We start from the raw sequence: 13,151 nt of genomic DNA, 5'->3' as shown, positions 1-13,151 counted from the left end.
GAACACGACAATGCAGCCCTTTCCGAACAGACCGCCAAGGCGCTGACGGCGGCCTCGCAGCTCGGCGGCGAGGTGCATGTGCTGGTCGCCGGCTCCGGTGCGCAGGCCGTCGCCGAAGCCGCCGCGAAGCTTTCCGGCGTTTCCAGGGTGCTTCTGGCCGACGATGCCGCTTACGCCAACGGCCTGCCGGAGCCGCTTTCCGAGCTGATCGTCTCGCTGGCCCCGTCCTATGACGTCATCCTCGGAGCGGCGACCTCCATCGCCAAGAGCGCGCTGCCGCGGGTCGCCGCCCTTCTCGACGTGATGCAGGTTTCGGAAATCGTCGAAGTCGTCTCCGCCGACACGTTCAAGCGGCCGATCTATGCCGGCAACGCCATCCAGACGGTTCAGTCGACCGACGCGAAGAAGGTGATCACCGTTCGCACCGCCTCCTTCGCCGTGGCGCCCGAAGGCGGCTCGGCGGCCATCGAGGCCGTGGCGTCCACCGGCGACAAGGGCACCTCGCGCTTCGTCTCGGAAGAGATCGCGGCATCGGAACGTCCGGAGCTGACGGCTGCGCGGATCATCATCTCGGGCGGCCGGGCGCTGGGGTCTGCGGAGAAGTTCAACGAGGTGATCCTGCCGGTGGCCGACAAGCTGGGCGCCGCCGTCGGCGCATCGCGCGCGGCGGTCGATGCCGGCTATGCTCCGAACGACTGGCAGGTCGGCCAGACCGGCAAGGTGGTGGCGCCGGAGCTTTACATCGCCGCCGGCATCTCGGGCGCGATCCAGCATCTGGCCGGCATGAAGGATTCGAAGGTCATCGTCGCCATCAACAAGGACGAGGAGGCCCCCATCTTCCAGGTCGCCGACTACGGCCTCGTCGCAGACATCTTCGAAGCCCTGCCCGAACTCGAAAAGGCGCTGTAGCCACTTCACACTTCATGAGTTGGGAACAGCCCGAACCCGGCGCTTTCCATCGTCATGCCCGCGGCGAGTAACGCAGGGAAGATGATGGAAAGAGCACTGGCTGTGGCAAGTGCGCTCGTCATCATGGAAGCCCGGAATCCCACTGCGCCAATCCCTTCAACGGAGGATGTAATTACCTGCGATCCCGAGCCTCTTGAAACGATCTACCGGGCTTGAACCCTTTTATATCTATGATCGGATTGAGCAATTGCCGTGCCTGGGCTGAATGTCAGCCCTCACAGGATGATCGCTTGCTCATAGCTTTTCACCGCAGCGCCCCTCGGGTACGACATGCTGCTTTCGTCTAACAATGGCCCAATGCGAACTAAGCTGCAATCAACTGCTTGCAAGTCTCGGCTCTCAAAAGGGGACAGGCTGTGCTGTGTCCCACACAATCCTGCCTTTCAACTCCCGACGTCATTGCGGACGTTTGTGCCCGATTTCAGATGGAATCTCTGGGGGCGGCGCGCTTCGTGGTTATTGTTGGCGGTATGGTCGCAGACCATCGTGCGATTTTCGAGGACCTAGCGCGCCGCTTGAAGCTTGTCGAAATTCTCGAGCTATTCGTGGAGATGGGATGGCCCGATGCGCGCCGGCTGCTCTACCGACTGCCAGAGGCGCTTCGATAGCTGCCGTTGGCTGCGCTCCGGGCCTCCGGCCAGCACGGCGTGAGCCGGTGAGCGACCGCCTCCCAGTCTGTGAGTGTGGAAACAGACGGACTTCTACCGACCCTTCACCGCCATCGCAATGATCTTAATCGAAACGGCGGCTTTCGGGAGAGTACAAAGACAGCCCCACCGACAGAAATGAAGGCGCGAAGCGGACGTGCCTATTTAGGAGGGGTATAGAAGGCAATGGAGCAGATATTAGTTCTCATCGCTATTCCGCACGGCCCGCCAAACACCGCCGAATGCCCTCTAGCGTGCGATATTGCCGCCGATTGCTGCCGAAGGGACTGCGCACGCGCGACATGTATGTCCGCGACCTGCATATCGACACGATCAAGGTGAAGACGCGGGACTTCTGATGACCGTTGGACTTGACGTGTATTAGTCATTGACTAATATGCAGTCACTGACTAACAGGAGGCCGTCATGGGTATGACAACGATGACCATCCGAAACCTGGACGACGCGCTGAAGACGCGCCTGCGCGTGCGTGCCGCTCAACACGGTCGCTCGATGGAAGATGAAGCCCGGGATATCTTGCGTTCGGCGTTGTCCACCGAAGGGACGCGCGGGAACTCGCTGGTCGAAGCGATCCGCGCGCGGGTGGCCCCGTTGGGCGGAGCCGACCTGGAGCTGCCGCCACGCGAGCCTATCCGCACGCCGCCGGACCTGGCATGATCATTCTCGATACGAACATCCTGTCGGAAACGCTGCGGCCGGTGCCAGAAATCAAGGTATTGGACTGGCTTGAGGCACAGCCTCGCGCAGCGGTCTTCACCAGCAGCGTGACACGCGCGGAACTGCTTTACGGCGCGCGACTGTTGCCAGAGGGGCAGCGCAAGGTCGCTTTGCTGCAAGCGATCGGTGCAATCTTCGGAACGGATCTGGCCGGACAAGTGCTGCCCTTCGATGACGACGCGGCTGATGCGTATGCGCAGATCGCGGCAACGCGCCGGGCGGCCGGCAAGCCGATCAGCCAGTTGGATGCGATGATCGCGGCGATTGCCAGGTCCAGAGGTGCAGGCCTTGCGACGCGCAACGTGAAGGACTTCTCGGACTGCGGCATCGATCTGATCGACCCTTGGAACCTGTAATTTCTGAGGTGGCTGCGAGGACGTGAGCGGATGCGCTTCCCGCGTCCGCTGATCAAATTTCCGGGTTGGGAGAGATGATGATGGCCACACACACGCATACACACCAGACACTGAGCCTATCGGCTGGGTCGCCAACCTGATCGCGCGCAAGGAGAACGGCTGGAAGGTGGTCAGCGCGAGCCCGGACGTCTGTAAGACGCCGATGGGCAGCAGCACGCCGCCCGTGCCGTATCCGGTGGTCGACGACCTCAGTACCACCAGCCAGCCGGCGGGAAGCAGTGGCATTGCTGCCACTACTTTCAACGCGGCAGGACTGCATCCCAACACTGTCAGCCGCTATGGAGGCACCCTGACGAACTCGGCCATCGACGCATACCGGGTCGAAGGCGAGGTATTGACTCATGTGCAGGAAGGTGGATTTTGGGACGGCGGTCCATTGCAATCCTTGCTGGGAGGGGCGATGCCCGACGCGGTTGGCACGCCTCACCAGCTGCCAGGTCATGGGATCAACCGCATCAGCCGCCACGGCATCGAACAGCAAAAGCAGGAAGACCAGGCCACGATCCGTTCCGCTCTTGGACAGGGCGGAGGGGCTTCTGGCAGCTGGTCGGGCGGTGCGTCGGGAGGGTGGTAGGTTGTGGTGATGCGCTGCGAATTGACGAAGAAATTCTTGCTGATTCTGGTGCTGGCATGCACCGGCCTTTCAGGATGTGACATGAAACGAGAAACCCCGGCCACATACTTCGACGGAACCGCACGCGAAGCCGCTCAGGCCATTGATGCCGGCGACATTGCCCGAGTGCGCGTCATGATCGAAGGCGGTTTGCCGATCGATCAGCCAGGCCGTAAGCAGGTCACACTGTTGTGGTATGCGATGTTCAAGGAGAACTTCGATGCGGTCAAAGCCCTGACGGCGCTGGGATCGAAGCTCGATGAGCATATGGTGAAGGGGCTGGGCACGCCGCTGCATGCTGCGCTCGTCCATCGCGATCCCCGCTATCTGCAAGCCATGCTCGATGGTGGACTCTCGCCGGACTACCAGAACGCCGACGGTACGAACCTGCTGCAGTGGGCCATGCTTGGCTCCGATGCGCTGGACCGCGTCAAACTGCTGGTGGAACGCGGCGCCGACGTCAATCTGCACGACAGCATCGGCGGCATTGCGTTGGATGAGGCCGTGGACTCCATGCATCCCGAAATTGCCATTTATTTGGTGGAACACGGCTCCAGAGTCGACAACGTGTTGACCAATGGGTCGTCTACGGCCTGGGCAGTGCATCAGACGCTGGCACGTCTGCAGCCAGGTGCATCGGCCGCCCCCGTTACCGACATTAGCCTCGATGGCTCAGGTAAGCCGACGGAGCGCGACAAGACGCCGCCGCCGGTAAGCAACCAGGACGAGGCCACCAACAAGCTTCGCGCCGACTTCGAGCGCTTGCGCGACCTGATGGTTTCGCGTGGCGTCACGTGGCCGCCGGAGGCGCCCGAAGCGGTCCGCGCGCAGCGCAAAGCCCAGGGCTTGGAGGTGGCCGAGTAGCCACCAGCCACTTCGCCCGCTCTTGCTCCTTCCGCTCTATCTTCTTCCCCGCTCCCTTCGTCGCGACACCCAGGCCACGGTAGGCTTTGTATGGCGCTCGAAATCGATATCAAAAAATACTACGCCTACGACCCCACGATCGACCGGTCATTCTGGGTTGAGAACGGCAGAGGTAATGAGAGAATGAACGTCGAACTGAAACCATGGCCTCCGGAGGCCACATGAGAGATGAAGACTTCGAGGTGTTTATCGAGGAATTCGGTGAAGCTAGCCACTCTTTTGCTGTTCCGGAGGATGTGATTGATCGGTGGCGCGGTCGCCTTCCCGAACAACTTTTGACTTATTGGAAGGATGAGGGGTGGTGCTCTTACGCGGAAGGGTTGTTGGCGACCGTCAATCCGCAAGAGTACCAGGACTTGATCGCCACGTGGCTAAAAGGAACGGTATTTGAAGCATTAGACGATTACCATGTCTTCGCGCGCTCCGCTTTTGGGAAATTATATGCGTGCGGCATCCGGACTGGTGCTAGCCTTACGATTTCTTGCCCCGTTCATGCCATTATTGCGCTTGCGAACGATGTTAAGCCGCAAAGCGAAGATAGCGTAAATGGAAGTGTTTCTGCGTTCTTCGGTGCAGCTATGCAATCGTCTTTTGATATCGAGGATGAGGATGGGGAGCCGATGTTTAGGAGAGCGGTCGAGAAGTTCGGTCCCTTGGATGCCGATGAGATCTTTAGTTTTGAGCCCGCCATCGTGTTTGGCGGGAAAATGGCCTTGGAGAATTTGCAGAAGGTCAAGCTTCACCAGCATTTGATGATTTTGCGTCAGCTCGCTCCTCCTAAAGTTCCGTTCTCGGACGTCGATATCGACCGCCTGATGCCGTGATATCGATATTGACCGCCTGATGTCATCATAGCCGCGCTTGCGGGGCCGGATTTCATCGTGCGAGCCGACGAGAGAGGAACATTGGCCCGGCGAGTTCCCCTCAGTAGTTATGGGGAATTGGGTGGAGAAACTGGCCCAGGAGATTTTTAAAAGGCGAATAACTATGGCTAAAGAAGCAATCTTGTCCGTCACCTTTACTGCCGGATGTGCGATCAACCGCGATATGTATTACGTGGCCAGTTCTCCGGACGCCTGGAGAGAGGCGGAGGACACGCCCTACTCGGTCATGTACTTTTATCAGCATCAGACGGAGAAAAAGTGGTTCTATCACGAACTGCCGGACTGGAACGTGGTCTCTGTTTGCTATCGGCCGCCAGTGCAGGGCGCGGAGCGGATAGTGCATGCCCTGACCGAGGACGGATATGTCGAGACCTATAGCAGGAGCGGGTCCTCGACGGAGAACTTACTGGCTTCGCTTTCTGATGACGACTCCGAACTTGAGTACCTGACCCAGATCAGATGCGTCGACGGAGCCTTGCTCGTATGCGGTGACGCCGGAAGGATTTACTGGAAAGAGCAAGGTGCATGGACTCGTATCGATCAAGATCTCGCTGCAAGAGTTTCCGACTCTGGCGAGGTTGGTCCCAGCACGCTTCTCCTACTCAACGATGTTGGAGTGGCAAACGATGGAACGATTGTCACGGTTGGCTCCGACGGCTTCATCGCCTATTTTGATCGTAAACAGTGGCGAGTGGAAGAAAAGCTGACGGGCTCTCAACTGAACCGAGTGCAGGTTGAGTCGGACGGAACTCTCTGGATTGCCGGAAGTCAGGGGACGGTCTTGACAGGGAAGGTGGGGACGAAGCCGACGGTCGTGACGAGAAAGACGCTGAAAACCGATCTTTATGCGGTGACGGTATTTCAGGGAGTACCCTACTTTGGCGGCGAGGCGGGAGTTTTCAAGTATGTCGACGGAAAATTGGAGCCGATTGTCATTGATGGTGTGCCATTCACTGAGGTAGTTGTCGAACTTGAAGCAAAGGATGGCGTTCTGTGGCTTCTTTCCGCGAAGAAAATCCTGCGTTTCGACGGCAGTGATTGGGAAACATTCGAGCATCCAGGAAACATTGATCCCGATACAAGACGTGTGATGGGTCAATGAAAGGAGCCTGCTTCGCGTAAAGCCGCGCTTGCTTGGGAGTTGATGTGAGAGACGAGGATTTCGAAGTTTTCATTGATGAGGTCGGCGAGGCGGATGCGAGTGTTTCCGTGCCTGCCGATGCCATCGAAGCAGGGAAAGGAAAGCTGCCCGATCAGCTTCTCGCTTACTGGCAGGCCGAAGGTTGGAGTAGCTACGCCAAGGGCTTGTTCTGGACGGTGAATCCGGAGCCGAAGGCCAAAGAGGCCGACGACCGTGATTTTGAAGTGAGAACATTCTTCAGTGCCCGCGATGCTGCTGATGGAGACCTGAAGGATGAAGGCAAGCGCCCGCTTTTCCAGCGTGCGCTGCGGGAGCTTGGGCCACTAGCGAGCGACGAGATTTATGGTTTCGAGCCGCCACTTGTCGCCGGCGGTCGTCTTGTTCTTGAGAACCTGAGAAAGGTCAAGTTGGAGCCGCACTTGAGGATATTGAGGCAGTTGTCCCTGCCAAGGATTCCGTTCTCTGGAGCGGATGTCGAGGGGCTCCTGCAAGGACGATAACGGATACGCACGAGCGGATGATGGGCTGCTGGCGGTCCCGGGGGCCGTGGCGGCTCCTCATGATTTTTGGAGCTTTGCCGGCTTGCATGAATCCAATGGATGCCCATTCCGTCCTCAGTCGTTCGCCCGCGCTCCGCGCCGCAGCTGAGCGCGCGCGCTTTACCAGCCCCGACCAATGTTGGAGGGGGTGGCACGTCGCGCATCGTTTCGCCTGCTCGAATGGCCACACCTTTCTGGCGCCACCGGCACAGCTGCTGGCCGGTCGGCTCCGCTGCATACGGTGCGATATGCAAGCGCGTCTCGACACCCTCCATGCGCTGGCCCGCAGCGCTGGGGTCATTTGTACCAGCCGCTCGTGGCAGGGCGACGGTGCGCTGTACGACTTTCTCTGCAGCGCGGGACATCGCTGGCAGCGGCGAGGCAGGCACGTCAAGCGCGGTGCCGCCTGCCCAACCTGCGCCCGGGAGCGAGAGCGAAAACGAAAGTTGCTGGCCAATGGCCTGCAACTGCTACAGCGAGCCGCGCGCAGTCACGGTGGCCAAATCGTCCGTGCGGGGTCGAGGAAGAGAGGGAGATACCAAAAGGCAGGCACGGTCACGGCGTGAGGCCTGCCATCAGCGCGCATAGCGCTTGCTACCGACGGGGCACGCGGAATGAAAAGCCTCTTGCCAAGATTCTGTCCATCAGCCCTAGCGGACTGGTGAAATTGTATTCTGGATCAACGACATGGCTGCCAAATTCGAGTCCCGCTACCCGCTCCATTACCGGCTTCCCGTAAATTCCGTCGAATTCCATTAAGATATTGAATTGGAAGGCTAGTCCTTCACCGTACCCTTTTCGGTGACGCTTCGCCGAAAGGGTGGTGCCTTGCCGTAACTGGTGGGACTGAGCGGCTGGGGGAAATGCGCGGCCGCCGTCTTTAATGCCCCGAGAGTTTCCGGGCGATTTCGACGATGATCGCGCCGAGCGTTTCGCGAACCTCCGGGCGGGCCTCGGCGCTGGTCATGGACACGGCGATGCCCGCCGCCGGCATTCCCCGGTCGTTCAGGATCGGCGCGCCGAGACAGACCATGCCCTCGCGGATCTCGCCATTGTCGACGGCATAGCCGAGCGTTCGCCAGCGCTGGACGTCCTGTTCGAATTCGACCGGGCCGCGCACGCTGTTCGCCGTGAAGGGCGGATGCCAGGGACCGGCGATGCGGGCGCGGCGCTCGGCCTCGGGCAGGGCCGAAAGCATCGCCTTGCCGGTTGCGGTATAGACCGCGGGCAGCTGCATGCCGGCATGGAAGATGAAGCCGAGCGGCTTGTCTGCGTTGTGGCAGGCGAGGTAGACGACGCTCGCCCCGTCGAGTGTCGAGAGCGTCACCGTAAAGTCCGAGAGCCGCCTGTCATGGGCGAGGAGATGCTGGAACTCGCTCACCAGCGATGAGCGGCGCAGGAAGGCGGCGCTCCAACTGAGCGGCCGGGGCCCGGGGCCGTAGCCGCCGGGGCCGAATCGCAGAAGGCCGAGGCCGACGAGCGTTTCGCAGATCCCGTGGACCGAGCTTTTCGGCAGTCCGAGATGCCGGGCGATGTCCGACACGCCGAGGCTTTTCGGCATGTCCGCGATCAGGTCGAGAACCGCCACGGCGCGCACCACCGCCGGAACGCGGCCCTTGCCGGTCTCTTTCGCTGCCTGCCCGTCGTCCTGTCCGTCTGCTTGCATGTGTTCCCCTCCCGTCTGCGTGGGTCGATGATTGACAATTGTGTGCGCTGCGATATACGTTCAGTTTATGGAATGATGTTCAGTATATTGAACGATATTTCTGCCAATTCATATCTAATCGGGGAGGCCGAAATTGTCTAATCTGAAAGATCCGAGCCTTCTGAAGGGTGCCTGCCTTGTGGATGGAGCTTGGGTGCAGGCCGCTTCGGGGGAAACGATCGACGTGACCAATCCGGCCGATGGCTCTGTCGTCGGCCGCGTTCCGAATCTGGCTCCGGAAGAGATGCCGGCGGTGATCGCTGCCGCGCGCAAGGCGCAGAAAGACTGGGCGGCGCTGGCGGCGAAGGATCGTTCGGCGAAGCTGCGCCGCTGGTTCGAACTGATGCTGGAAAATGTCGACGACCTCGGCCTCATCATGACGCTGGAGCAGGGCAAGCCGCTGGCCGAGGCGAAGGGCGAGATCGCCTATGCCGCATCCTTCATCGAATGGTTCGCCGAGGAGGCGAAGCGCGTCTATGGCGACACCATTCCCGCGCCGCGCGCCAATCAGCGCATCACGGTGATCCGCCAGCCGGTCGGTGTGACCGCGGCGATCACGCCGTGGAACTTCCCGGCGGCGATGATCACCCGCAAGGCGGCCCCGGCACTGGCCGCCGGCTGCTCGATGATCGTGCGCCCGGCCGACCTGACGCCGCTTTCGGCGCTGGCGCTGGGCGAGCTTGCGGTGCGCGCCGGCATTCCGGCGGGCGTCCTGCAGGTCGTGACCGGCTCCGCCTCGAAGATCGGCAAGGTGCTGACCGACAGCGAGGTGGTGACGAAGCTGTCCTTCACCGGATCGACCGAGGTGGGCCGGCTTTTGATGGCGCAATGCGCGCCGACCATCAAGAAGATGAGCCTGGAGCTTGGCGGCAACGCGCCCTTCATCGTCTTCGACGACGCCGATCTCGATGCGGCTGTCGAGGGCGCCATCGCCTCGAAATACCGCAATGCGGGCCAGACCTGCGTCTGCGCCAACCGTCTCTATGTCCAGCGCGGCATCTATGAGGCGTTTGCGGCGAAGCTGGCTGAAAAGGTGAAGGCGCTGAAGGTCGGAAACGGCATCGAGCCCGGTACCGAGATCGGCCCGATGATCGAGCCGAAGGCGCTCGACAAGGTCGAGGACCATATCGCCGACGCGGTCTCCAAGGGCGCGAAGCTGATCCTCGGTGGCAAGCGCCTCGGCGGGCTCTACTTCGAGCCGGCGATCCTGACGGGCGTCACTTCCGAGATGAAGGTCGCGAAGGAGGAAACCTTCGGCCCGCTCGCGCCGCTTTTCGTCTTCGACACCGAGGAAGAGGTGATCGCGATGGCGAACGACACGATCTTCGGCCTTGCCGCCTATTTCTACACCCGCGACCATGCGCGGATGGTGCGGGTGTCCGAGGGGCTCGAATACGGGATGGTCGGGCACAATACCGGGCTGATCTCGAACGAGGTGGCGCCGTTCGGCGGCGTCAAGCAATCGGGTCTCGGCCGCGAAGGATCGAAATACGGGATCGAGGAATATCTCGAACTCAAATACATCTGTAGCGCCCTCTGACGCTGCCTTGGGGCAGTTCCGGCGAAAGTCCGGATCGCGTTCTAGCGTCCGGAACTGCGTGGAAAATCGAACGATAGAGCGTTTCGGCATGCGCATGAAAGGCCGTAACGCTCTGGCGCCGGGGCCGTGAGGCGGCAGGCCGGCAATCCGCATTCAAATGACAGGGAGTGAGAAAATGACCGACGGGATCAAACCGTTTTCCTTCGACACGCCGGGCTCGATGCAGGTGGAATGGGGCGGCGCGCGCCGCCTGGGCGAACTGCTTTCGGGCTGGTTCTCCGAGCGCAACCTGCTGATCGTCACCGACAAGGGGCTGCACAAGGCGGGCGTGCTGGACCCGGCAAAGGCGTCGCTGGCGAAGGCCGGCTTCACGATCAGCGTCTTCGACGACGTGGTTGCCGATCCGCCGGAGGCGGTGCTGATGTCCTGCGTCGCACAGGGCAAGGAGATCGGCGCCGATATCGTTCTGGGGCTCGGCGGCGGTTCGTCTATGGATATCGCCAAGCTCGTCGCGGTCCTGCTCGTCAGCGAACAGGAGCTTTCGCAACTCTATGGCATCGGCAAGGTCGAGGGCAAGCGCGCGCCGCTGGTGCAGGTGCCGACCACCGCCGGCACGGGTTCGGAGGTGACGAACATCACCATCCTGACCACCGGCGAGACGACCAAGATGGGCGTGGTGTCGCAGCAGCTTTATGCCGACCGCGTGCTTCTGGACGCGGAACTGACGACCGGCCTGCCGGCGGTGCAGACGGCCGCGACCGGCATCGATGCGATGGTCCACGCCATCGAGGCCTTCACCGGCCAGCACAAGAAAAACCCGCTGTCGGACGTTTTCGCCTGCGCGGCGCTGAAGCTTCTGACGCAGAACCTGATCGCCGCCTGCAAGGACGGCACGGACCGTGCGGCGCGCGAGGGAATGCTGCTCGGTGCGAATTTCGCCGGCCAGGCCTTTTCCAATAGCCCCGTCGGCGCCGTTCATGCGCTCGCCTATCCGCTCGGCGGGCATTACCACCTGCCGCACGGGCTGACGAACGCGCTGATGCTCGGGCCGGTGCTGCGGTTCAACATGACGGCGGCAGCTCCGCTTTACGCGGAACTTGCTGACGTGGTGATCGGGCCGTCGAACGAGGGCGTCCAGGCGCGGTCGGCGAATTTCGTGAACTTCATGCAGGACCTGATGGACCGCTCGGGCGCGCCGATGCGCCTGCGCGACGTGAAGGTGCCGGAAGCCGACCTGCCGATGCTCGCGCGTGACGCGATGCTTCAGACGCGACTTCTGGTCAACAACCCGGTCGAAGTGACCGAGGCCGACGCACTGCGTCTTTATCGGGAAGCTTTCTGAAGCATCCTGCGATCGGGTGGCATCACCCGGTCGCAGACAGGATGCTCCGGATGCGAAAAGAGAGAGTGTTCTTCGTGCGTCCGTTCGGACGCACGGCGCTCTGGCCGGCCCGAACCGGAGGAACAGCGTGGCGGTTCTCGCCGCGCGGTCCGGGCGCCGGGACCTGAGGATATGTGGGGAGGGAAAGGGACGGTCGTATCCGCCGCCTTCTCCGGGGAGAATGGAGGATTCCTTTGACGATGGAACGTATCGAGGGGCAGGAACAGCCCTATTGGCCGGCCGGGCCGTTCAAGATCCGGCTGCCTTTCATCCATTACCGTTTCGAGTGGCCGGATTACTGTCAGGGACTGCTGATGTGCGCAGTCGACCTGTCAGCCATCCCGCTGATGACCGAGCTTCTGGGCATGCCCTTCGAGGTGGCGCTGGCGGTGATCATCCTCAACGGCCTTTTCTATCTGAGCCACCATCTGCTCGGCGACCCGGTGATTCCGGGCTGGATCACCCCCGCCGTGCCGCTGATCATGGCCTATTGTGCGACCTTCCCGGAAGGGCCGGAGCGCGTGCATGCGCTGGTATCGTTCCAGATGACGCTGGGGATCCTGTCGATCGCCATCGGCGCCACCGGCGCGGCGCACAGGGTGGTGCAGGCGATTCCGCAGGCGATCAAATCCGGCATCATCATCGGCGCGGGCATTTCCGCGGTGATCTCGGTCTTCAAGATCGGCGGGAACTTCGACACGTTTCCCTACACGATCTCCATCGCCATCGGTCTGTGCTTCTACCTGATGTTCTCGACGGCCTTCGCGCACATGTCGCGCCAGGGCGGCATCGCGGGCTTCGTTGGCAAGCTGGGCATTCTGCCCTGCATCCTTCTGGCCGTCGTCATCGCACCCCTGTTCGGCGAGGCGCCGTGGCCCGCGCTCGAATGGTCCTTCTCGGCGCCCGACTTCCACCGGCTGTGGGCGGAATACACGATCTTCGGCCTGGGCTTTCCGCCGGCGCACATGTTCCTGTCGGCGCTGCCGACGGCGCTCGCCGCCTATATCGTGCTGTTCGGCGACGTTCTGAAGACGCGCTCGATCATCCGCGACGCGCAGACCCACCGGCCGGACGAAAAGATCGACTACAACCCGGATCGCGCCCACCTGATCTTCGGGTCGCGCAATACCGTCATGTCGGTGCTCGGCCCGGACGTGACGATGTGCGGGCCCGCCTGGGCGGCAATGCAGGTGGTGATCTGCGAACGCTTCTCCAAGGGGCGCAAGTCGATGGATTCGCTGTTCGGCGGGCTCGGCTCGTTCCGGTGGGGCACGAATACCGGCCTTTTCCTGATGCCGATCGTGACGCTGGTGCAGCCGATCCTCGGTGTGGCCCTGACGCTGACGCTGCTGATCCAGGGCTATGTCTCGGTGCGGATCGGGGTCATGGAGGCGCGTTCGCAACGCGATCTCGGCATCGCGGGCGTGACCGGTGCGGTGCTGGCCACCCGCGGTGCGGCCTGGGCTTTCGCGACCGGTGTCGTTCTCTGCGCACTGATCTACGGTCGGCGGTTCTTTGCCGGCGAGGTCGACAAGACCTTCGTCAAGGACCAGCCGGTGATCGTGGACATACCGTCAAGCGAGCACCGGTCCGATGCCGGCCTGGCGGATGCGGAAGTAGCGACGAAACCGTGATGAGGGCGCGGGGAGCGGCA

Annotated in this window: 12 protein-coding genes; 11 read left to right on the top strand and 1 reads right to left on the bottom strand. The window is 61.7% G+C overall.

Annotation, left to right across the window (positions count from 1 at the left end):
- The 8 genes from NOF55_RS22675 to NOF55_RS22640 form a co-directional block, all read left to right on the top strand.
- The coding region (locus tag NOF55_RS22675; RefSeq protein WP_306413412.1) for an electron transfer flavoprotein subunit alpha/FixB family protein at positions 1 to 909 on the top strand (909 nt) is incomplete at its 5' end.
- 1,139 nt (positions 910 to 2,048) lie between these two features.
- On the top strand, positions 2,049 to 2,294 hold the full coding sequence (locus NOF55_RS22670) for a FitA-like ribbon-helix-helix domain-containing protein (protein WP_306413416.1): 246 nt from the start codon (positions 2,049 to 2,051) through the stop codon (positions 2,292 to 2,294).
- On the top strand, positions 2,291 to 2,710 hold the full coding sequence (locus NOF55_RS22665; protein ID WP_306413411.1) for a type II toxin-antitoxin system VapC family toxin: 420 nt from the start codon (positions 2,291 to 2,293) through the stop codon (positions 2,708 to 2,710). Before NOF55_RS22670 ends, NOF55_RS22665 begins: the two co-directional genes overlap by 4 nt.
- Before the next feature lie 166 nt (positions 2,711 to 2,876).
- On the top strand, positions 2,877 to 3,344 hold the full coding sequence (locus tag NOF55_RS22660; RefSeq protein ID WP_306413410.1) for a Tle-like phospholipase domain-containing protein: 468 nt from the start codon (positions 2,877 to 2,879) through the stop codon (positions 3,342 to 3,344).
- 36 nt (positions 3,345 to 3,380) lie between these two features.
- Positions 3,381 to 4,247, top strand: coding sequence for an ankyrin repeat domain-containing protein (locus tag NOF55_RS22655; RefSeq protein WP_306413409.1), 867 nt, complete (start codon positions 3,381 to 3,383; stop codon positions 4,245 to 4,247).
- Positions 4,248 to 4,468: 221 nt separating this feature from the next.
- Positions 4,469 to 5,131 carry a GAD-like domain-containing protein gene (locus NOF55_RS22650; protein ID WP_306413408.1) on the top strand — a complete coding sequence of 221 codons (663 nt, stop codon included), beginning with the start codon at positions 4,469 to 4,471 and terminating at the stop codon, positions 5,129 to 5,131.
- A 163-nt stretch (positions 5,132 to 5,294) separates the two neighbouring features.
- Entirely contained in the window at positions 5,295 to 6,293 is a 999-nt protein-coding gene (locus NOF55_RS22645) for a hypothetical protein (RefSeq protein WP_306413407.1), read from the top strand.
- A gap of 44 nt (positions 6,294 to 6,337) precedes the next feature.
- Positions 6,338 to 6,832, top strand: coding sequence for a T6SS immunity protein Tdi1 domain-containing protein (locus NOF55_RS22640; RefSeq protein ID WP_306413406.1), 495 nt, complete (start codon positions 6,338 to 6,340; stop codon positions 6,830 to 6,832).
- A gap of 919 nt (positions 6,833 to 7,751) precedes the next feature.
- Here NOF55_RS22640 and NOF55_RS22635 read toward each other — a convergent pair.
- The gene (locus tag NOF55_RS22635; RefSeq protein WP_306413405.1) at positions 7,752 to 8,537 is read right to left on the bottom strand and encodes an IclR family transcriptional regulator; all 786 of its coding nucleotides are present in this window, start codon (positions 8,535 to 8,537) and stop codon (positions 7,752 to 7,754) included.
- A gap of 133 nt (positions 8,538 to 8,670) precedes the next feature.
- Here NOF55_RS22635 and NOF55_RS22630 point away from each other — a divergent pair, with 133 nt between their 5' ends.
- The 3 genes from NOF55_RS22630 to NOF55_RS22620 all read left to right on the top strand — a co-directional run bounded on the left by NOF55_RS22630 (position 8,671) and on the right by NOF55_RS22620 (position 13,131).
- Positions 8,671 to 10,116 (top strand): NAD-dependent succinate-semialdehyde dehydrogenase, encoded by a 1,446-nt coding sequence (locus NOF55_RS22630; protein ID WP_306413404.1) that lies wholly within the window; start codon positions 8,671 to 8,673, stop codon positions 10,114 to 10,116.
- Between the two features lie 175 nt (positions 10,117 to 10,291).
- Positions 10,292 to 11,458 carry an iron-containing alcohol dehydrogenase gene (locus NOF55_RS22625; protein WP_306413403.1) on the top strand — a complete coding sequence of 389 codons (1,167 nt, stop codon included), beginning with the start codon at positions 10,292 to 10,294 and terminating at the stop codon, positions 11,456 to 11,458.
- Between the two features lie 239 nt (positions 11,459 to 11,697).
- A complete protein-coding gene (locus NOF55_RS22620; protein WP_306413402.1) occupies positions 11,698 to 13,131 on the top strand; it encodes a hypothetical protein in 1,434 nt (477 codons plus the stop codon).
- Positions 13,132 to 13,151 lie beyond the last annotated feature (20 nt).

Source organism: Ectorhizobium quercum, assembly GCF_026552795.1.
Lineage (GTDB): Bacteria > Pseudomonadota > Alphaproteobacteria > Rhizobiales > Rhizobiaceae > Ectorhizobium > Ectorhizobium quercum.
This window is presented reverse-complemented; position numbering and strand designations above follow the sequence as displayed.